The organism is Dyella sp., from assembly GCF_035503745.1.
In the GTDB taxonomy this organism is placed as follows: Bacteria; Pseudomonadota; Gammaproteobacteria; order Xanthomonadales; family Rhodanobacteraceae; genus Dyella_B.
The window spans coordinates 119,431-138,518 of record NZ_DATJTC010000031.1; the positions used below are offsets into that span (position 1 = coordinate 119,431).

The 19,088-nt window shown below is 64.8% G+C and carries 16 protein-coding genes; 7 read left to right on the forward strand and 9 right to left on the reverse strand.

Features of this window, described 5'->3' with window-relative positions; translation table 11 throughout:
- Positions 1-264 precede the first annotated feature (264 nt).
- Positions 265-693 carry a lipid A 3-O-deacylase gene (locus tag VME63_RS12700; RefSeq protein WP_325433722.1) on the forward strand — a complete coding sequence of 143 codons (429 nt, stop codon included), beginning with the start codon at positions 265-267 and terminating at the stop codon, positions 691-693.
- A 24-nt stretch (positions 694-717) separates the two neighbouring features.
- Here the strand turns inward: VME63_RS12700 and ubiE are convergent, their stop codons facing one another.
- Positions 718-1,467, reverse strand: a complete 750-nt coding sequence (ubiE, locus tag VME63_RS12705) for a bifunctional demethylmenaquinone methyltransferase/2-methoxy-6-polyprenyl-1,4-benzoquinol methylase UbiE (RefSeq protein ID WP_325433723.1) — start codon at positions 1,465-1,467, stop codon at positions 718-720.
- A gap of 134 nt (positions 1,468-1,601) precedes the next feature.
- Between ubiE and VME63_RS12710 the strand changes: the two genes are divergently transcribed.
- From VME63_RS12710 to VME63_RS12730, 5 genes are all read left to right on the forward strand, one after another.
- Complete coding sequence (locus VME63_RS12710) at positions 1,602-2,141, forward strand: DsrE family protein (RefSeq protein WP_325433724.1); 540 nt, start codon at positions 1,602-1,604, stop codon at positions 2,139-2,141.
- Between the two features lie 16 nt (positions 2,142-2,157).
- Positions 2,158-3,108, forward strand: coding sequence for a substrate-binding domain-containing protein (locus tag VME63_RS12715; protein WP_325433725.1), 951 nt, complete (start codon positions 2,158-2,160; stop codon positions 3,106-3,108).
- Positions 3,105-3,767 (forward strand): c-type cytochrome, encoded by a 663-nt coding sequence (locus VME63_RS12720; protein ID WP_325433726.1) that lies wholly within the window; start codon positions 3,105-3,107, stop codon positions 3,765-3,767. Before VME63_RS12715 ends, VME63_RS12720 begins: the two co-directional genes overlap by 4 nt.
- Positions 3,764-4,693, forward strand: a complete 930-nt coding sequence (locus tag VME63_RS12725; protein ID WP_325433727.1) for a c-type cytochrome — start codon at positions 3,764-3,766, stop codon at positions 4,691-4,693. The genes VME63_RS12720 and VME63_RS12725 overlap by 4 nt, the downstream gene beginning before the upstream one ends.
- A gap of 547 nt (positions 4,694-5,240) precedes the next feature.
- The gene (locus VME63_RS12730) at positions 5,241-8,222 is read left to right on the forward strand and encodes a S8 family serine peptidase (protein ID WP_325433728.1); all 2,982 of its coding nucleotides are present in this window, start codon (positions 5,241-5,243) and stop codon (positions 8,220-8,222) included.
- A 54-nt stretch (positions 8,223-8,276) separates the two neighbouring features.
- Here the strand turns inward: VME63_RS12730 and VME63_RS12735 are convergent, their stop codons facing one another.
- The 6 genes from VME63_RS12735 to VME63_RS12760 are packed head-to-tail and all read right to left on the reverse strand — an operon-like array spanning position 8,277 to position 13,912.
- Positions 8,277-9,293 (reverse strand): NADP-dependent oxidoreductase, encoded by a 1,017-nt coding sequence (locus tag VME63_RS12735; RefSeq protein WP_325433729.1) that lies wholly within the window; start codon positions 9,291-9,293, stop codon positions 8,277-8,279.
- Positions 9,294-9,319: 26 nt separating this feature from the next.
- Positions 9,320-10,108 (reverse strand): SDR family oxidoreductase, encoded by a 789-nt coding sequence (locus VME63_RS12740; RefSeq protein ID WP_325433730.1) that lies wholly within the window; start codon positions 10,106-10,108, stop codon positions 9,320-9,322.
- Positions 10,109-10,124: 16 nt separating this feature from the next.
- On the reverse strand, positions 10,125-10,895 hold the full coding sequence (locus tag VME63_RS12745) for an SDR family oxidoreductase (protein ID WP_325433731.1): 771 nt from the start codon (positions 10,893-10,895) through the stop codon (positions 10,125-10,127).
- A gap of 28 nt (positions 10,896-10,923) precedes the next feature.
- The gene (locus VME63_RS12750) at positions 10,924-11,604 is read right to left on the reverse strand and encodes a histidine phosphatase family protein (protein WP_325433732.1); all 681 of its coding nucleotides are present in this window, start codon (positions 11,602-11,604) and stop codon (positions 10,924-10,926) included.
- An 11-nt stretch (positions 11,605-11,615) separates the two neighbouring features.
- Positions 11,616-12,686, reverse strand: a complete 1,071-nt coding sequence (locus VME63_RS12755; RefSeq protein WP_325433733.1) for a phosphotransferase family protein — start codon at positions 12,684-12,686, stop codon at positions 11,616-11,618.
- Complete coding sequence (locus tag VME63_RS12760) at positions 12,686-13,912, reverse strand: acyl-CoA dehydrogenase family protein (protein WP_325433734.1); 1,227 nt, start codon at positions 13,910-13,912, stop codon at positions 12,686-12,688. The genes VME63_RS12755 and VME63_RS12760 overlap by 1 nt, the downstream gene beginning before the upstream one ends.
- Positions 13,913-14,041: 129 nt before the next feature.
- Between VME63_RS12760 and VME63_RS12765 the strand changes: the two genes are divergently transcribed.
- The gene (locus tag VME63_RS12765) at positions 14,042-14,962 is read left to right on the forward strand and encodes a LysR family transcriptional regulator (RefSeq protein WP_325433735.1); all 921 of its coding nucleotides are present in this window, start codon (positions 14,042-14,044) and stop codon (positions 14,960-14,962) included.
- Between the two features lie 137 nt (positions 14,963-15,099).
- On the opposite strand, the gene plsB is transcribed toward VME63_RS12765, so the two are convergent.
- Positions 15,100-17,742 (reverse strand): glycerol-3-phosphate 1-O-acyltransferase PlsB, encoded by a 2,643-nt coding sequence (gene plsB / locus VME63_RS12770; protein WP_414648261.1) that lies wholly within the window; start codon positions 17,740-17,742, stop codon positions 15,100-15,102.
- Positions 17,743-17,905: 163 nt separating this feature from the next.
- A complete protein-coding gene (locus VME63_RS12775; RefSeq protein ID WP_325433737.1) occupies positions 17,906-18,901 on the reverse strand; it encodes a hypothetical protein in 996 nt (331 codons plus the stop codon).
- Positions 18,902-19,088 lie beyond the last annotated feature (187 nt).

Consider the following 19,088-nt stretch of genomic DNA (forward strand, 5'->3'; position numbering starts at 1 on the left):
GGCGGTAATCGTTTCGGTAGTAGCTTGCATACTTCGCGTGAGGGTTTGCCAAGTACGTTGCTTATGCGGGCAATGGCAGGGGTTTATAGCTTGGTCGACTGAATACGTGCGCTAAAAGCATTCGTATCCAGGTTGTCGCCAATGAAAGCTATTGCAGTCCCCTGTCAACTGGCAGCGGCTGTGTGTGCGCTGACCTCCAGTTGCATCGCATCACCCGCTTGCGCCGCCGATCCCAGCTTCTCCGTCGAGGGCGGATGGAGTTTCATGGGCGAACATTTCACCACCAACCAGGCTGCCGCGGCCGCCTTCGGCGAAGCCGTGTTCGACCAGCACAGCATCGGCAGCACCAACATCACCTGGGCGCCAGATGCCGGCGTGGGCTGGGTTTCCGGTCGTGGCGATCCGCGCCGCGTCTATGCGCATTACTCCACGCGCGATGACGTCTGGATGGTTGCCGCCGGGCTGCGCTTTCACTTCGGTGCGGCCGATGCATGGTTCGCTCCGTTTTTCGCCAGCGTGCAGCCGACGCTGCACACCGGGCACACGCCCGCCTTGAGCGGCTGCTATGAATTCACCCTTACCTTCGGCTGGCAGTTCCAGCACTGGATGATCGGCGTGCGCCACAGCTCCAATGCCAATACGCACCTGCCCAACCTGGGCGAATCGATGCTGGTGGCAGGCATCACTTTCTAGCGCAATGTTGCGCGCAGTCGCCGCTTACAGTTTGTACGCGCGATGGATCGCCACGATACCGTTGCTGAGGTTGCGCACTTCCACGCGGCCGAAGCCGGCGTGTTCCATCATCGACTTGAGCGTTTCCTGGTCGGGATGCTTGCGGATCGATTCGGCCAGGTACTGGTAGCTCTGCGCGTCGCCGGCGAACAACCGGCCGAGCTTGGGCAATACCTGGAAGGAATGGAAATCGTAGAGCTTGCCGAACAGCTCGCTCTGCACCTTGGAGAACTCCAGCACCAGCGCGCGGCCGCCCGGTTTCAGCACGCGGCAGATATCGGCCAGCGCCTTGTCCTTGTCGGTGACGTTGCGCAGCCCGAAGGCCATGGTGACGGCGTCGAAGCTGTTGTCGGGGAAGGGCAGCACCTCGGCGTTCAACTGCGTCCAGCGCAGGCCCGACACCACACCGCGATCGGTGAGGCGGTCGCGGCCCACGTTGAGCATCGCGGCATTGATGTCGCCCACGATCACCTCGCCATCGGCGCCCACCACCGGCTTGATCAGCGCGGCGATGTCGCCCGTGCCGCCGGCCAGGTCCAGCACGCGGTCGCCGCGCCGGATGCCGCTGACGGCCACGAAGTGACGCTTCCACAGGCGATGGATGCCGAACGACATCAGGTCGTTCATCAGGTCGTAGTTGTGGGCGACCGAGGTGAAGACCTGGCCGACGAGTTTCTGTTTCTCCCCGACCGGAACGTCGCGGAAACCGAAGTGGGTGGTGGGCTGCTCGCTCATGGGTGCATGGTACCCGATGCCGGACGCCGATAAGGCGATCTTATCTGTCGTATAGGCAACACCAAGTAGCCTGATGGCCGCCAGCGGCGTAGCCTTGCCGCGTCGCAACCTGCGTTGCCCTGCGAGATGCAAGCATGAAACGTTCAGTCCTGTTGCTGTCCTGCGCCGTCGGCCTGTTCGGCGGCGGTATCGCCCTGGCCCAGAACCCACCGGCCGCGATCACCGCCGCCGGCGCCTACCATCCGCTGCCCAAGGCGGCTTACCAGCCCGATCCGGCGGCCACCTACAAAGTGGTGTTTTCGCTGACCAAGGGCAGCGACAAGCCCAATGAAATCAATCCGGGCCTGGAGCGCGTGGCGCGCACGGTCAATTTGTTTGTGGCGTCCGGGGTGCCGCTGGATCACCTGAAATTCGTCGCGGTGGCATCGGGTGCGGCCACCGGCCTGGTGCTGGACGATGCGCACTACAAGGCGCAGTTTGGCACCGCCAATCCCAACCTCGCCGCCATCGCGCAGTTGCGCAAGGCGGGCGTGGACGTGGCCGTATGCGGCCAGGCGATGGCTGAGCATCATTATCCCAATGAGTGGGCATCCAAGGATGTGACGCTGAGCCTGTCCGCGCTGACCACCGTCACCATCCTGGAGCAGAAGGGTTACGCCCTGCTGCCGCTGTAAGACACGGGAGCCCATCATGTCGCCACGCTTGAACCGTCGCTGGCAACGCGTGTTGCTGGCCGGTCTGCTGGCCGCCGCATGCGGCGGCGCCAGCGCCGGGCAGAACGATTATCTGCCGCCGTGGAATCCGCCGCCGACCGGTGGCGTATCGTTCGCGGTGCCGCCGTTCGATGCCATCGCCGACCTGCATGGCGACATTGCCGATCCGCAACTGACGGTATTCTTCGCCGGCAACCAGTTCATGGTGGTGCACGACCTGGTGGAGGCGTTCAAGCAGCGCTACCGGCAATACCGGCGCGTCTACGTGGAAACGCTGCCGCCGGGCATCCTCGCCAGACAGATCGAAACCGGTTCGCTGGTAATGGGCAACCTGCGCATCGCGCTCAAGCCCGACATCTTCACCAGCGGCAAAGGTTCGATCGCCGACCTGCAGAAAGAACACGGGTGGTTTGCCGACACGGTGGACTACGCGCGCAATCCGCTGGCGATCCTGGTGGCCAAGGGCAACCCCAAGCATGTGGAAGGGCTGAAGGATCTGGGCCGCCCCGACGTGCGCGTAAGCATGCCCAATCCGAAGTGGGAAGGTATCGCCAAACAGATCGAGGCCAGTTACCGAAAGGCCGGCGGCGACGCACTTGATCGCGCGGTGATGCAGACCAAGCTGAAAGACGGCAGCACTTACCTCACCACCATCCATCATCGCCAGTCGCCGCTGCGTGTGTTGCAGGGCGAATCGGATGCGGCGCCGGTATGGTCGACCGAGGCGTACTTCCAGCAGCAGATCCTGCATCGGCCGGTGGAAACCATCGCCATTGCGCCCGACCAGAACGTCACCGCCACCTACACCGCGGCACGCCTGAAAGCCGCGCCGCATGAGCAGGCCGCCAAGGATTTCCTGGCCTTCATGGCGTCGCCGCAAGCGCAGGCGATCTACCGCAAGTACGGCTTCCAGCCGCCCGCGCCATGAACCGCGCACGCGCCGCCTGGATGGTTCTTTTCGCCTTGTGCGCATCGCAGGCGTGGGCCGGCACGCCCAACGGCGCGACCATTGCACAGCAAGGCAACGGTCATGGCGTGGCGCCCTGCATGGCCTGCCACGGTGGCGATGGCGGCGGGCAGGGTGCGGCGGGTTTTCCGCGCCTGGCCGGACTGCCGCAAGCGTACTTGCGCAAGCAGCTGGACGACTTTGCCAACGGCACGCGCGTCAACGCCACCATGCAGCCGGTCGCAAGCGGATTGAGCGATGCCGAGCGCGATGCGCTTGCCGAGTACTACAGCAAGCTTCCCATTCCGATGTCGGCGCCGTCGCCCGCGCCTGCCGGCGATGCGGCGCAGGCCGGCCAAAAGTTGGCGACGCGCGGCAACTGGACGGCGTCGCTGCCGGGTTGCGAGCAATGCCATGGACCCGGTGGCATCGGCGTCGGCGATCACTTCCCGCCCTTGCGCGGTCAATCGGCCGTCTATCTGTCCAATCAGTTGCATGCCTGGCAACAAGGTTCGCGCCGCAACGATCCGCTGCAGTTGATGCAGAGCGTGGCCGCGAAGCTTAGCGAGGCGGATATCGCCGCGGTCAGCGCGTGGTATGCCGCGCAACCGGCGATGCCGCCGAAGGAGCCGCAGCCATGAAACCCGCACGCTTGATGTTGATCGCCACCGCGCTGTCGCTGGCCGCGTGCGATCACGGCGCTCCGCAAGCTGCGGCGCCTATCGCGAAAGCGCCCGCACCTGCTACATCGGCGCCGAGGAAACCAGCCGCCTTCACGCCGCCGCCCGAGTCGTCGATCCCGGACGACGACTTCGGTAAACAGGTGGCGCTGGGCCGGCAGATATTTATCGACACGGGCCGTTACGCGAAGGCGTATGTCGGCAATCAGCTCAATTGCGAGAACTGCCATCTCGATGCGGGGCGCCTGGCGCATTCGGCGCCGCTGTGGGGCGCCTATCCGTTGTATCCGGCGTATCGCAGCAAAAATCATCACGTCAACACGTTCGCCGAGCGGTTGCAGGGTTGCTTCAACTACAGCATGAATGGCAAGGCGCCGGCGCTGGGCGATCCGGTGCTGGTGGCGCTGGAAAGCTACGCTTATTGGATGTCCAAGGGCGAGCCGATCGGCCGTTCGCTGCCCGGCCGCGGCTATCCCAAACTGACCAAGCCCGCATTGGCTCCCGACTATGGGCGCGGCGAGGCCGTGTTCAAGCGCGATTGTGCGTTTTGCCATGGCGGCGACGGCCAGGGCCAGCAGGCGGCCGGACGCACGGTGTTTCCGCCGCTGTGGGGACCAGAGTCGTTCAATTGGGGTGCGGGGATGGAGCAGGTCAACAACGCCGCGGGCTTCATCAAGGCCAACATGCCGCTGGGTCGCGGCAATACCTTGACCGACCAGGATGCATGGGATGTGGCCTATTACATGGACGCGCACGAGCGTCCGCAGGATCCGCGTTTCACCGGTTCGATAGCGGCCACGCGCGCCGCGTATCACGACACGCCCGAATCGCTTTACGGCACCACTGTAAACGGGCAACTGCTGGGCGCCGGTTCGCCGGATCGGTAGGGCCTGTGCGTGGCGCCAACCTTCGGGGATCGGTCGTTGTCGCAAGATAATTCGAATGCGGCAGGCATTGCGCGCATCTTGCCAGTACCACTGACCTATGCACCGGGAAAGGAATATGCCGTAGCATGAGGGCCTGAACAGGGGGCCTGCACCGGCGTATCCACCTCGTGCCGCGCAGCGGCGCGAGGGAGCATCGCGTGCAACGTGCGCAAGGTCGATTCGTCATCGCCGGAAGGGAGCGACGACGGAACCTTTATCGGCGATGGCTCCTGCAGAGTGGACAGATTGCAGCGCGCAATCTGCCGCCGGCTTGCCAGGGGTTCGAGGGATCGACAATGACTTCAACGCGCATGCACGTCATCTCCGGCACACCGCTACGCTGCCGCGAGCAGCGTCTTTCCCGACTGTTTTTACGAACGTTCCAGCTCACGCCTGCCCAGCGCAGCCAGCGCTGAAATGAGGGTGGCTTTTTCTTTTCCATCGATGACATCGGCGGCATGAGCGTCGCCGCGCATCGACCGTGCATATCCAAACAGGGAGCGTACGCATGAGCTTGTTGAGCCGTCATAACGCACTGGCTTTTTCCGTTACCTTGGCCCTCGCGGCATCCTTGACCGCATGCGGCGGTGGCGGTGGTGGAAACAGCAATGTGCGCCCGTCGCCCGCGCCTAGTCCGGCGCCTTCGTCGGGGCCATCGCCGGCTCCCGCACCGGCGCCTACGCAGGGGCCTGCGCCGGTGGCCTTGACGGGCAGTCCGACGCCGCTTCCCACCCCTGCGATCAACTATTACAGCCCGCTGGATGCGCAGCTTGGCCCAGCGCAGGTGGCCACTGCGTGGGCCACCCCGCAAAGCCCTACCGGCAATCAGGGGCAGGGCGTGAAGGTTGGCATCCTCGATAGCGGTGCGCAGAGCGTCAATCCCGCACTGGTCAATCGCATCACATGGTTCAAGGATTACCAGGACCCGCTCAATACCATCCCGGAGGACGGCGCAGGCCACGGCACGATGATGGCGGAAATCATCGGCGGCACCGCCAATCCATTTGGTTCGGGGGGCGCTCCTTTCGAAGGCGGCGTGGCGCCGCAGTCGCTCTTGTACATCGCGCGGATTGGCGACGACAACGGCAACGTGGATATCGGCCTGGCGCAGCAGGCGCTGGGCGACTTGAACTTGCAAGGCGTGAAGATCATCAACAACTCCTACGGCAGCACGACATCCATTACCGGCGTGTCCTCCACCGACGCCCTGGTGACGCAGGACTATTCGCTGCTGCGGTATTCGGCGGCCAATGGGCAGTTGATGGTGTGGGCCGCAGGCAACTCGGGCATGTCGCAGCCAAGCGTCGAGGCTGGCTTGCCTTATTACGAGCCGAGCCTGCAACAGAACTGGCTGGCGGTGGTCAATGTGGCGATCAACGCCAGCGGACAAGTCACGGGGCTGGACACCACCGCGACATCCAATGCATGCGGCGTCGCCGCGCCGTGGTGCCTGGCGGCGCCCGGATACATCTATGTTTCGCCGGTCGCCAACACACCGTTCTCGACCGGCGCCGGCGACGGCACGTCCGGAGCGGCCGCCGTGGTGAGCGGCGTTGCCGCGCTGGTGTGGCAGCGCTTTCCGTTTTTTAGCGACACCAACGTGCAGGAAACCCTGCTAGGAACGGCCACCAACCTGGGCAGCCCGAGCTATTACGGCTATGGCCTGGTCAACGCGGCGGAGGCGGTCCATGGACCGGGACAGCTCGCCTGGGGCCCGTTCGAGGTCAACGTTCCCAGCGGCACGACGGCATTTTTCATCAACAATATGACCGGTAGCGGCTCCATTGTGCTGGACGGTGCCGGCGATCTCTGGCTGACCGGCATGAACACCATCGGCGGCGTGACGGTGAATGGCGGCTTCCTTTTCCTGGAGGGAAACCAGACCTTCACCAGTGCCGCCGGCGCGACCGTCAACGGCGGAACGCTGGTGGTGGATGGAAACATCACCACCAACGTCACCGTCAATCAGTCGGGCACGCTGACGGGCGAGAAGGGCTCGGTGATCATCGGCAACGTGATCAACGGTGGCGAAATCGACACGGTCAACGGCCCGTACAAGATCAACGGCAATTACTCCGTGAGCAGCCCGCAATCGGCCACCGGACCCAATATCAATACGCAGATCCAATTGACCAGCCCGCTGACCATCACTGGCACGGCGACGTTGAACAAATCGTTGCTGGTGGTGGATATCCCTGCCGGCTACACGCCGCAGCCGCAAGAATTGCTGATCACCGCCAACGGCGGCATCGTGGGCACCTTCAGCTCGCTGGAGGTCAATGGCAGCGCCTACTACACCAGCGGCACGGTGTCCTACACAAGCACACAGGTGGATGTCGCGCTCAATCAGACATCGGTCAGCGCGGTGGCCGAAGCGGCGATGCCGGCGGTGGCGACAACACAGCAGACCGCGCAGCATATCCAAGGTGCCTTGGTGCAGGCGAACCAGTGGGCCGCCACCGATCCGGGCTCCCATCAAGCCTTTCTGGATGCCGCGGGCGACTTTCTGCACGTCAGCTCCATCGCACAGGCGGCGGCTTCGATCGACAGCCTCTCCGGCCAGTTCCTGGCCTCCTCGCAAGCGCTCACGTTCGAGCAAGCCGGTATCGTCAACCGCACGGTGGCCGATCGACTGGCCGATGTGGGGAGTGGCCAGTCGCAGCAGGGCGCTTGGTTCCAGGGTACGGGCGCGAGCGGCGACATCGCGCAGACCGGGTACGCCACCGGTCATTACAACGGCGGCGGTTCCGTGGCCGGCTACGACGCCAAGCTTGCCGATGACGTTACGCTTGGCTTAGGGCTGGACTGGAACCGGCTGGGCGCCAACTACGACCTGCAGGGCGGTAACAGCAGTTCGCGCAGCACGGGCGTGATGCTGTACGGCAAGTACGGATTCGGCAACGGCTACATCACCGGCCGCATCGGTTCGGACTGGATCCACAGCAATACCAGCCGCTGGGGCGTGCTGGGCACGATACCGGCGCCGATCACCAGTTCGCGCAACGACCAGATGACTTCGGCGTATCTGGAAGCGGGCTTGGATGCCAAATCCGACGCCTGGACTACCACGCCATTCGTTTCGGCGGGCGATGAACACCTGGATCGCGGCGCCATCGCCGAACAGGGTGCCGGCGGTTTCGGCATCGCCGCGCCCGCCGACGATTTCAACCAGAGCTACGCGCAGGTCGGCGCGCGCCTGGCGTATCGCTGGACGTGGAGCACCGGCCAGTTGTCCCTGAGCGGCTTTGCGTTGTACCAGCGCGTGCTTGGCGGGCAGAACCTTGGATTCACCGCCGCCTACGCAGGCGCGCCCCATGCAACCTTCGAGCTGGAAGGCGTCAATTCGCCGCGCAACAGCGGCTGGGTCGGCGTGGGTCTGCATGCGGACCTCGGCGAGCACTGGGCCGCATTTGCCAACCTGGATGGCCAAGTGGCCGGCGGCGATACCAAGGCGACGGTATTGAGCGCTGGCGCGCGCTATAGCTTCTAATGCATGGCCGCATCGCCAGGCACCGGATGAACGATGCCTGGCGACGATCTGCCCCTACGCTTGGTTGGAAACGCGCAGCAACAATTTGCCGCGATGGCTGCCATCGAACAGTTTGTTGAGCACGACGGGGGCGTTTTCCAAGCCTTCCTCGATGGTCTCCTCGGCCTTGATCTTGCCGCTTGCCACCCAGCTCACCAGATCGTGCACCGCTTTGTGCGTGTCGTGGCAGTCGAAGGCCAGGAAACCACGCACGGTCAGGCGCTTGACGATGATGATGCTGTAATCGTCGCTGGGACGTGCGCCGCTGGAGTAGTTGGCGATCAGTCCGCACAGCGCGACGCGACCGCCATTGACCATGCGCGACAGCACCGCGCGCATTACCGGGCCGCCGACGTTTTCGAAGTTGACATGCACGCCGTCGGGTGTGGCATCGGCCAGTGCCTGCTTCCAGTTGTCGGCCTTGTAATCGACCGCCGCATCGAAGCCGAGCTCGTCGACAAGGTAGCGGCATTTGTCCACGCCGCCGGCGATGCCGACCACGCGCGCGCCGCGCAACTTGCCGATCTGGCCGGCGATGGAACCCACCGAACCTGCCGCTGCCGACACCACCAGCGTTTCGCCCGCCTGCACGGGCGCGATCTCGGTCAGGCCGTAATAGGCGGTGATGCCGCTGAAGCCGCAGGCGCCGAGCAGGGTCGGCAGCGGCACCGGCGCGCGCGATGGCAGCTTGACGTAATCCTTGCGCCGCCCCTCGTCGATGACGGCGTAATCCTGCCAACCCAGCAAGCCCTGCACGAGATCGCCTTCGGCGTAGTGCTCGGATTTGGACGCGACCACGCGACCCATGCCCAGCGCGCGCATCACTTCGCCGATCGCCACCGGCGGCATGTACTGCGGTATGTCGCTCATCCATACGCGATTGGTGGGGTCCATCGACAGGTACAGCACGCGTACCAGGAACTGGCCGTCCTTGAGTTCCGGCACAGGCGCCTGGTGCAGGTCGAAGTCTTCGCGCTTGACCATGCCTTCCGGGCGGGTCTTCAGGCGCAATTGGCGGTTGATCGGTGACATGGCGGATACCTTTGCGGAAAGAGTCGTTACACGGCGCAGGCGCCGCCGTCGAGCACAAGTTCGGCGGCGGTGACGTAGCGGCTTTCGTCGGAGGCCAGATACAGCACCGCGTAAGCCACGTCGTCGGGTTCGCCCAGGCGACGCATCGGGATGCCGCGCGTGAGCTTGCGCGTGGCTTCCTCTTCGCCCAGCGAGGCGAAGAAGGGGGCTACGATGCCGGTGCGGATGAAAGCCGGGTGGATCGAGTTGCAGCGCACGTCGAGGTTCTGCCGCGCGCAATCGACCGCCACCGACTTGGTGAGCATGGCGACCGCCGCCTTGGAGGTGTTGTAGGCGGTGTAATCGGGATCCACCTTGAAGGCGGCCAGCGAAGAAATGTTCACGATCGACCCGGGCTGCTGCTGGCGCAGGTGCGGCAGCGCGTGTTTGCAGCCGAGCAGGATGCTTTCCACGTTCACCTCCATCACGCGCCGCCATTCTTTCAGTTCGATGCGTTCGACGCTGCCCAGCGATCCGATGCCCGCGTTGTTGACCAGTACCGACAAGCCGCCCATGGTCCGCGCTGCGTCGTCCAGCAGGTGTTGCCAGACGGTTTCGTCGCGCACATCCTGCCTGGCCGCCCATGCCACCTCGGCGCCGGCTTCGCGATTGATGCCGGCGGCCACCGCCTGCACGGCCGCTTCATCGACATCGGTGATGAACACCTTGGCGCCGTGGCGCGCCAGCATGCGTGCGGTGGCGGCACCAAGCCCGCCTGCCGCGCCAGTGACGAAGGCGCGCTTGCCGGCGACGCGTTTGATCGAGGTATCAGTCATGGGTGTCCTTGGTTTTTCAAATGCAGAGGTAGCCGCCGTCGACGTTCAACACCGCGCCGGTGGTGTAGGAGGCCGCGTCGGAAGCGAGGTAAAGCGCCGCGCCCGCCATTTCCGAGGGCTGCGCCACGCGGCGCATCGGTACGTGCGCCAGCGCCTGCTTGAGGATGGCGGGCGTATGGACCAGCACCGAGGCGAACTTGGTGTCGGTAAGGCCCGGCAGCAGCGCGTTGCAGCGCACGCCTGCCTGCGCGCACTCCACCGCGAACGCCTTGGTCATCGAAATGACCGCGGCCTTGGTGATCGAATAAATGCCTTGCTGGAACCCGGGCACCACGCCGTTCACCGACGCCACGTTGATGATCGAGCCGCCGCCGTTCTTGGCCATCAGCCGCGCGCCGTGCGTGGACATGTAGAAGTAACCGCGAATGTTCACATCCACGGTTTTCTGGAACACCGAAGGCTCGGTATCGAGAATCGAGCCGAAGAACGGATTGGTGGCGGCGTTGTTGACCAGGATATCCAGCCGCCCATGCTGCTGCGCCACCTGCGCGAACAAGGTTTCGATCTGCTCCATCTCGCCGATATGACAGGCAAGGGCTTGAGCCGAACCGCCGGCGCCGACGATCTCATCGACCACCGCCTGGCAATCGGCCTGTTTGCGGCTGGATACGATGGTGTGCGCGCCCTGCGCCGCCAGCAGCCTGGCAATGTCCGCGCCGATACCGCGGCTGGCGCCGGTGACGATGGCGATCTTTCCCGAGAGATCGAAACTTGGCGGTGCGCTCATGGTGCGGTATCCGTTGAAGGGGTTGTGTTTAGCGGTGCGTGACCAATGCGCTGTCTTCCATCCGCGCCAAGTGCGGCCACGCGTTGTAGGTCACCAGCGCATGACCTTGCTTGCTCAAGCGCAGGCGCGTCAGGCTGGTGTTGACCAGCGGCCAGCTGAGCTTGAACGTTTGCCCTGCCGGCGCGCCGACGATCGTATTGGTAAGCACGGCGATCGGGCCGCCCGAAGTAAACGCCCAGATGTTTTTTGCGCCGTGCTCGGCAAGGGTCTGCAGGGCGTCCAGTGCGCGCGTGCGGAAGGACGGCCAGGTGAGTGTGTAGTGGGCGTCATGCGCGCCGCCGGTCCAGCGCTCGATCGCGGCGACGAACAATTGCTGGAAGGCGCGATACGGATCAGACGTCTGTTTCAGTTCCGCGCGCAGGGCTTCGGGCGAGGCCAGATCGGGTCGAAGCCGCGCCAGCAGTTCCTCATGATCGACTTCATCCAGGCCATCCAGCTCAAGCAACGGTGGTTCGACGCCAGCGGCTTGCAGGCACAGTTGCGCGGTGCGCCGATGGCGTTCGCGCGGACCGATGGCCACCAGATCGGGTGCGCGATCAGTGCTTGCCAGCCATGCGCCGAGGCGCCGCGATTGCTCTTCGCCCAGCGGCGAAAGCCGGTCGTAATCGGCCGCGCGAAAGCTGGCCTGGCCGTGACGGATCAAAAGCACGCTGCGCACCGTCACAACACCGAGCGCGCGATGATGCGGCGACAGCGCGCTCCCATGTAGCGGGCGGCGTCGCCAAAGCCGGCGAATTGCGGGTTAGTGGTCTGGCCCAGCACGAAGCGGCGGTAGATTTGCTGGATGATCACCATCAGCCGGAACAGGCCGAACACTTCGTAGAAATCAAAATTGTCCACGCTCAAGCCTGTGCGGCTGCCGTAATAGTCGATGACCTCGCGTCGCGCAAGCATGCCGGCCGCGTTGGAAGGCTGGCGACGGAATGATTGGAATACCGCATCGTCGTCCGCCTGCACCCAGTAGGCCAGCGAGCCGCCCAGATCCATCAGCGGATCGCCGAGCGTGGCCATCTCCCAATCGAGCACGCCGATGATGTGCAGCGGTTGCCCAGGATCGAGCACCACGTTATCGAAGCGGTAATCGTTGTGGATGACGCAGGTGCCGTTGTCGCGCGCGGGCTGCTTTTGGGCAAGCCAGGCGAGTACGTCTTCGCAGGCGTCGGTGCCCTCGGTGAGCGCCTGGCGCCAGCGCTCGCTCCAGCCGGCGACCTGTCGCGCGATGTAGCCTTCGCCTTTGCCGATGGCTTGCAACTCGGTGCGCGAAGCATCGACCTGATGCAATTGAACCAGGCGATCGATGAAACCGTGGCAGAGCTTGCGTACGCCATCAGCGTCCAGGCCAAGCTGCGCGGGCAGGTCGCGGCGCAGGATGGTGCCGCGCAGCCGCTCCATGACGTAGAAGTGCTGGCCGATGACCGATTCGTCCTCGCCGATGGCGAGGATGGACGGCACATACCGATAGTGCGGCTTCAGCGCCGCCATCACATGCGCTTCGCGCAGCATGTCGTGCGCGGATTTTGCCTTGGCGCCGGCGGGCGGTCGCCGCAAAACCACTTCGCGGCCGGCGTAAGTGAGCAGATAGGTGAGATTGGAGGCGCCGCCGGGAAACTGCGCCACAGTCGGCGTGCCCTCCAGGCCGTCGATGTGACGTTTGAGATAGGCATCCACGCGCGCGACGTCGAACGCATCTTCTTCGCGCAAGGCGCGCGCCTGATCGAGCGTGTCGCTCATCAAACCATCTCCCTGTGCGCCTGGGCCTTGGCTTCGAGCTTGGCGATGACGCCGCGGTGCACTTCATCCGGACCATCGGCCAGGCGCAATACACGCGCATACGCAAACAGCTGGGTCAGCGGAAAATCGTCGCAAAGGCCGGCGCCGCCGTGGATCTGGATGGCCGCGTCCGCCGCCTGTTGCGCCACGGCAGGCACCACCACCTTGATCTGCGAGATCAGCCCCAGTGCGGCCTTGGTGCCTTGCGTATCGAGCGTCCATGCCGTCTTCAAGGTAAGCAGGCGCGCCTGTTCGATCGCCATGCGCAGGTTCGCCACGATGTCCGGATTGCCGCCCAGATCCGCCAGGTGCTTGCCGAAGGCCTTGCGCGAGCGGGCGCGTTGGCACAGCAACGCGAGCGCACGTTCGGCCGCACCGATCGCGCGCATGCAGTGGTGGATGCGTCCGGGGCCCAGGCGCCCCTGCGCGATCTCGAAGCCGCGTCCGGGCCCGAGGATCACATGGCTCGCGGGTACGCGCACGTCGGTGAAACTCAGTTCGCCATGGCCGGAGGGTTCGTCGTAGTGATGAAACACCGGCAGCATGCGTTCGATCTTCACGCCGGGCGCGTCGATTGGGCAGATCACCATCGCGTGCCGCTTGTGCGGTTCGGCGTCCGGATCGCTCAGGCCCATGAAGATGACGAAGCGGCAATGCGGATGGCCGGCGCCAGTGGTCCACCATTTGCGGCCGTTCAGTATCACCTCATCGCCATCGACGTGTGCGGTGGCACGCATGTTGGTGGCGTCCGAGGAAGCCACATCCGGTTCGGTCATGCAGAAAGCCGAGCGGATCTCGCCGTCCAGCAGCGGCTTCAACCAGCGCTCGCGCTGCTCGGCCGAGCCGTAGCGGTGCAGCACTTCCATGTTGCCGGTGTCGGGCGCGCTGCAGTTGAACACTTCGGGCGCGATGAAAGAGTGGCCCATGATTTCGGCCAGCGGCGCGTAGTCGGCGTTGCCCAGGCCCGCGCCGTATTCGGCATCGGGCAGGAACAGATTCCACAGCCGCGCCTGGCGCGCCTTGGCCTTGAGCGTTTCCATGATCGGCGGCTGGCGCCAGAAGCGGTGGTCGGCGTTACCGCTCAGCTCTGCCGCGTAGACCGCTTCGGCCGGCGCGATCTCTTCGCGCATAAAGCGGGCAAGCCGTTCGGCCAGGGCCTGGGTACGTTCGGAAGGCGCGAAATCCAAGGGGGTATCTCCTCAATCGGCTCAGCCTACGCCCTTCCAAGGGGATTATTGAAATGAATATGTCTTATAGGTACCTATCACTTTCATGCATGGCTTGGCGTATGCTGCAAGCGCTTAGCTGGAGCGCTTATGGAACGCACCGACAGCCGCCTGGACCTCAATCTGTTCCGCGTACTGGACGCGATCTACACCTATGGCGGCGTCAGCGCGGCGGCGCGCGTGCTGCACCTCACGCAGCCGGCGGTGACCCACGCGCTCAAGCGCCTGCGCGACCACCTGGGCGATCCGCTGTTCATCCGCCAGGGCAATCGCCTGTTACCTACCGAAAAAGTGCGCACGATGATGCCCGCCGTGCAGGCACACCTGGAAGGCCTGCACGCCACCGCGCATGTGCAGCCGCATTTCGATCCGGCCCGGCTGGAGCTGGAATTCACCGTCGGCTTTCGCGACATTCTGGAATCGATTGCGTTGCCCGCGCTGCTCAAGCGCATCGAGCGCGAAGCGCCGCGCGTACGGGTGGTAAGCCATCGCATCGCGGCCGGCGAAGTGGACCGGGAAATGCGCGCGGGCACCTTGAGCCTGATCGTGGATCGCCCGCTGCGTGGCGGTCCCCAGATCATGAGCCGTCAGCTGGCCGAAGAAACCCTGGTGGTGGTCATGCGCGCCGGCCATCCGCTGGCATCGTCACTGAAACGCAGCGACTACCTTGCCGCCCAGCACGTCACCGTGTCGCCGTTCGGAGAAATCGGCGCGCTCGATGTTTTGCTTGGGCAGAGCGGCACGTTTCGCCAGATCCGGCTGGTGTGTCAGCACTATTTCTCCGCCTGCCAGATTGCTTCGGGCACCGACCTGCTGCTGACCGTGCCGCGCTCGTATGCACTGCATTTGTCCTCGCTGCTGCCGATCGCGGTGCTGCCGCTGCCGATCAAGCTGAAGGCGTTTCCAATCGTGGCGTACTGGCATGCCTCGACGCATGACGATCCGGCGCATGCGTGGTTCAGGCGCTGCGTGATGGAAGCGATCGAGGCGGGGATTGCGCCGGTGCGGTAGGCGAGGGTTTCTTTGATCGAAAATCGCGGTGTCGGGTGCGATGGAGGCCCACCACCCATCTCGCCCTCGCCGTCATGGCGGCCGGCACCGGAATGACGGTGAGGTGCCGGTAACCGTTTGCCGCAGTCGGCAAGGGATCAGTCCTTGTCCTGATCCTCGGGCGCATGGGCGTGCTCGTGCTCGCGATGCTCGAATTTAACGTGACGCGCGTGCAGCTCTTCGCTGGTGTTCGTTGCTTCGGCGGGAGCGGCCGCGGATTCGGCCTCGGCGGCGCGCTGGTTTTCTTTCTCGCTGTCGTTGCCGGTGATCTTGAGGATGGCGTGGCGTATTTCGCGGGCCAGGATCACGCGCGCATCGCGCACCATGCCTTCCAGCACCGTGTCGTAGTCGAGCTTGCCCTCGTCGTCGGTCCACACCACGCGCCTTTCGCGCAATTTCTGGATGAAACCGCGGAACAGCGCCTTGTCGAAAAATTCCGGCGCGGACGGCTCGCTGAGCAGGCTCAGGCGCTGCGCAGTGAGGGTGCAGACGTTTTCCAGCTCGGCGGCGGTAATGGTGTGCGGACCGTTTTTCACCAGCGCGGCGATGGCGATGTAATAGCGCTCGAACGCCTGGATCAGGCTGCGCGCGATCACTTTCAATTGATACGCCGCGTCGTCCTGGCCGGGGCCGCGTTCCAGCACCCGGCCTTCGCCGGTGGCTTCCAGCAAGCCCCGGCGCACGAAGAAATCGATGGTGGCCTGCAGCTGCGCGCCGAAGCCTTCCGAATCCCATGGCAGGAACAGCTCGCCCTGGATGAAGGGGTAGATGATGCGGCCCAGGCGCAGGATCGATGCGCGCGACATGCGGCGATTGTTGAGGAAGCAGCAGGCCACCCACGCGGCGGGCGTGGTCAGGTGCAGCACGTTGTTGCGGAAGTAGCTCAGCAATACCGCCTGCTCGCTTTCCACCGTCAGCACGTCGCCCAGTGGATGGCGCACGCGCGTGATCCAGCTCATCTGCTCGCCGTAGGCGATGATCGCGGGCGGATCGAGCGGGGTGAACGTGACGCGGTCGGAATAGGGCAGCTCTTCCAGCAGCGCCTTCATCAGTTCCAGCTGCGCGAGCAGGTCGCTTTCGGCCATGGCGTGCTTGGGCGTGGCAAGCAGGGCCAGCGCGAGCAGGTTGATCGGGTTGACGTCCGCCGCGCGATTGATGTTGACCTGGATCTTTTCCGCCAGCTCGTTGACCACGCCGTTGAACCACTCCGGCCTGGCCTCCGGATCGGTGGTGGTGTCGCGCCAGTTGGCCGCGGCGGCGTCGAGCAGGGGGGTCAGTTCGATCGGCTCGCCGAAATTCAGCGCGACGTGGCCGTAGCGCTGGCGCAGCACGCCGAGGCCGCGAATGAGGCCGATCAGCGATTCCTTTTCCTTGGGCTTGCCCGACAGCTCGCCGATGTAGCTTTTGCCCTCCATCAGCTTTTCGTAGCCGATGTAGACCGGCTGGAACAGCACCGGGCGACGTGGCGCGCGCAGGAAGGCGCGCAAGGTCATTACCAGCAGGCCCGCGCGCGGCGCGAGCAGCCGGCCGGTGCGCGAGCGGCCGCCTTCGATGAAGTATTCCATCGGCACGCCGCGGTCGATCAGCTGCGCCATGTATTCCTTGAACACCACCGAATACAGCGCGTTGCCCTTGAAGCTGCGGCGCAGGAAGAACGCGCCGCCGCGGCGCAGGATCGGGCCGATCAGCGGCAGGTTGAGGTTGACGCCCGCCGCGATGTGCGGCACCACCACGCCCGATGCATGCAGCTGATAGGACATCAGCAGGTAGTCGGCATGGCTGCGATGGGTGGGCACGTACACCACTTCGTAGCCGGGCGCGGCCGCACGCGCCTTGTCGAAGTGGTGCATGGTGATGCCGTCGTACAGCTTGTTCCAGAAGTTGCGCAGCAGGAACGAGGCCGAGCGCACCACTGGGTGCGAATAGTCGGCGGCGATCTCCAGCACCATTTTGTAGGCGTGTTCCCAGGCCTTGGCGTAGGGAACGTTTTCCTTGGCCGCATTGGCGGCGATGGCGGCGCGCACGGGCTCGGCGTTGAGCACGGCATCGACCATGGTGCGGCGGTGCGAAAGGTCCGGGCCGATCACCGCGGCGCGGATGCGGCGGAAGTGCGTGCGCAGCACGCGCGCGATCTTGCGCGCGAAGCGTTCGGGGCGGATGTCGCCCGCCTCATTCATCACGCTGCGCAGCGATACGGGCGCTGAGAAGTGCACCACCGTGTCGCGTCCGTTGAGCAGCAGGGCGAGCATGCGGCGGAAGCGGCCGACCACCACCCAGTTTTCCGCGAACAGCACACTGAACCAGCCCGACTCGCGCGAGGGCGCGCGGCCGACGTAGATCGACACCGGCACGATCTGCACGTCGCGCTCAGGGAACCCTTCCAGCGAGCGGATCAGTTGGCCGAGGGGTTCGTTTGGCGATCGCTGTCGGTTGCGTCCGAAGATCCAGCCGTCGCGGCGCGCCAGCGCGAACACCGAGCGCTTGCGGCGCGTATGCGCCAGCGGCTGCATGGGGCTGGGCAGGCCGGCTTCGCGGCAGGCGCGCTCCAGGATCAGCCCGTCGGAAAGACCGTCGCGCTCGATCACGTAGCAGACCGGCGCATCCCCTTGCAGCAGGCCGGCCGGTTCGGCCGGATCGCGGCGGATGTGGATCCACGGTTCCAGCAGGTGCCCGGTGAGGTTGAACCACCACGGGGCGCGGCTGCGGTAACTGGATGGAGCGGTCGAGGTGCCGGTCTTCATGTTCCACATGCCCCGTGCTGCCCAAGGGGTAACGAAGGCAGACGTGCCGATGCGCAACCGGGCGGCAGCGCAGGATCGCGGTCGCTCGGGCGCGGGGCGGGGTGTTTGGAACGTGAAGACAGGCGGCTAGGCATCGGCATAGTGTAGCGGGACGGCGCTCAGCTCACGGTTTGGCGGCTAGCGCCGGCGGTGTCGAGGCTGCCTTGGCCGATGCCGGTGCGAAGACCGGCGCGGCGGCGCTGCTGGCCGGCGCCACGGACGGCGCCGTGCTGCTCGCCGGGGCCGGATGCAGCGATTGCTGGTGTTGCGCACGTGCGCTGTTGATCAGGTCCTGGCTGTACCAGCGCCCATCCACCTGCACTAACTGCGAGGACGCGCTGAGCGGTTTGCCGAGCAAGGTGTAGTCGATCTTCACGGTCGCGTGATCGTGATCGACGTTCTGGCTGGAGACCTTCACCGAGTTCAAGGTGTCATCGACCGACAGGCCATAGATCGTCAATAACTGCTTGATGCCGCCGTAGGCGATCGAGTACTGCTTCATGGCGGTATCGAAATCCATGTTCTGCAGCTGGTCGGGGCTCTTCAAGTCGAGCTGGCGCGCGGTGGTCACCACCACGCCCACGGCCTGCTTGGCCTTGTCCTGGTCGAACCACGGCGTCTGCTGCGCCCATGGCAGCAGCACGTTGAGCGCGTCGCGCGCCTGCTGCTTCTGGTCTTCGGTCAACGTCTTGCTTTGCGCGATGCCGGTGGTGAGGATGGCCTGGCCAATGCCGATCATCACCGGCAGCTGGTCGTGGTACTGCTGTTCCATCTGCGCCAGCTTGGGTTGCAACTGCTGGTAGAGCTTGGCTTGCGCATCGGGCTCGGTGAGCTGCTGCACGGCGCTGGCGAAGCGGGCACGCTCCTCGTCGGTGATCGGCTTGTGATCCATCGGCTGCAGTTTCCAGTCGGCGCGCAGGTTGGCGTAATCGGCCGCGGGCAGCGCCTGTTTCCAGAAGCCGGCGAAATCGCCGTTCTTGATCAACGTCACGGATTGCTCGACGGCCGCTTCCGGCGTGGCGCCGCCGGGTGCCGTGGAGGCTTCTTCCTTGTTGTGGCAGGCGACCAGCGCAAGCGTCGCCAAAAGCAGCATGCTGCAGCTAAGTGTCTGAAAACGCATGGAATATCTCGCTCAGTAGGGCGGTAACCTGCGGCGGGGCAGGCGTGGGCTGGCGGTAGATCTTAAAGAAAACCCCACGGGCGTTGGGCCTCGCGGGGTGATGCCGGCATTGCCGGAAGGGAAATGGCCAGGCCCGCAGTGAATTGGAGGTCAGCAGGTTCCGGCCGGGCCATGATACGGGCCTATT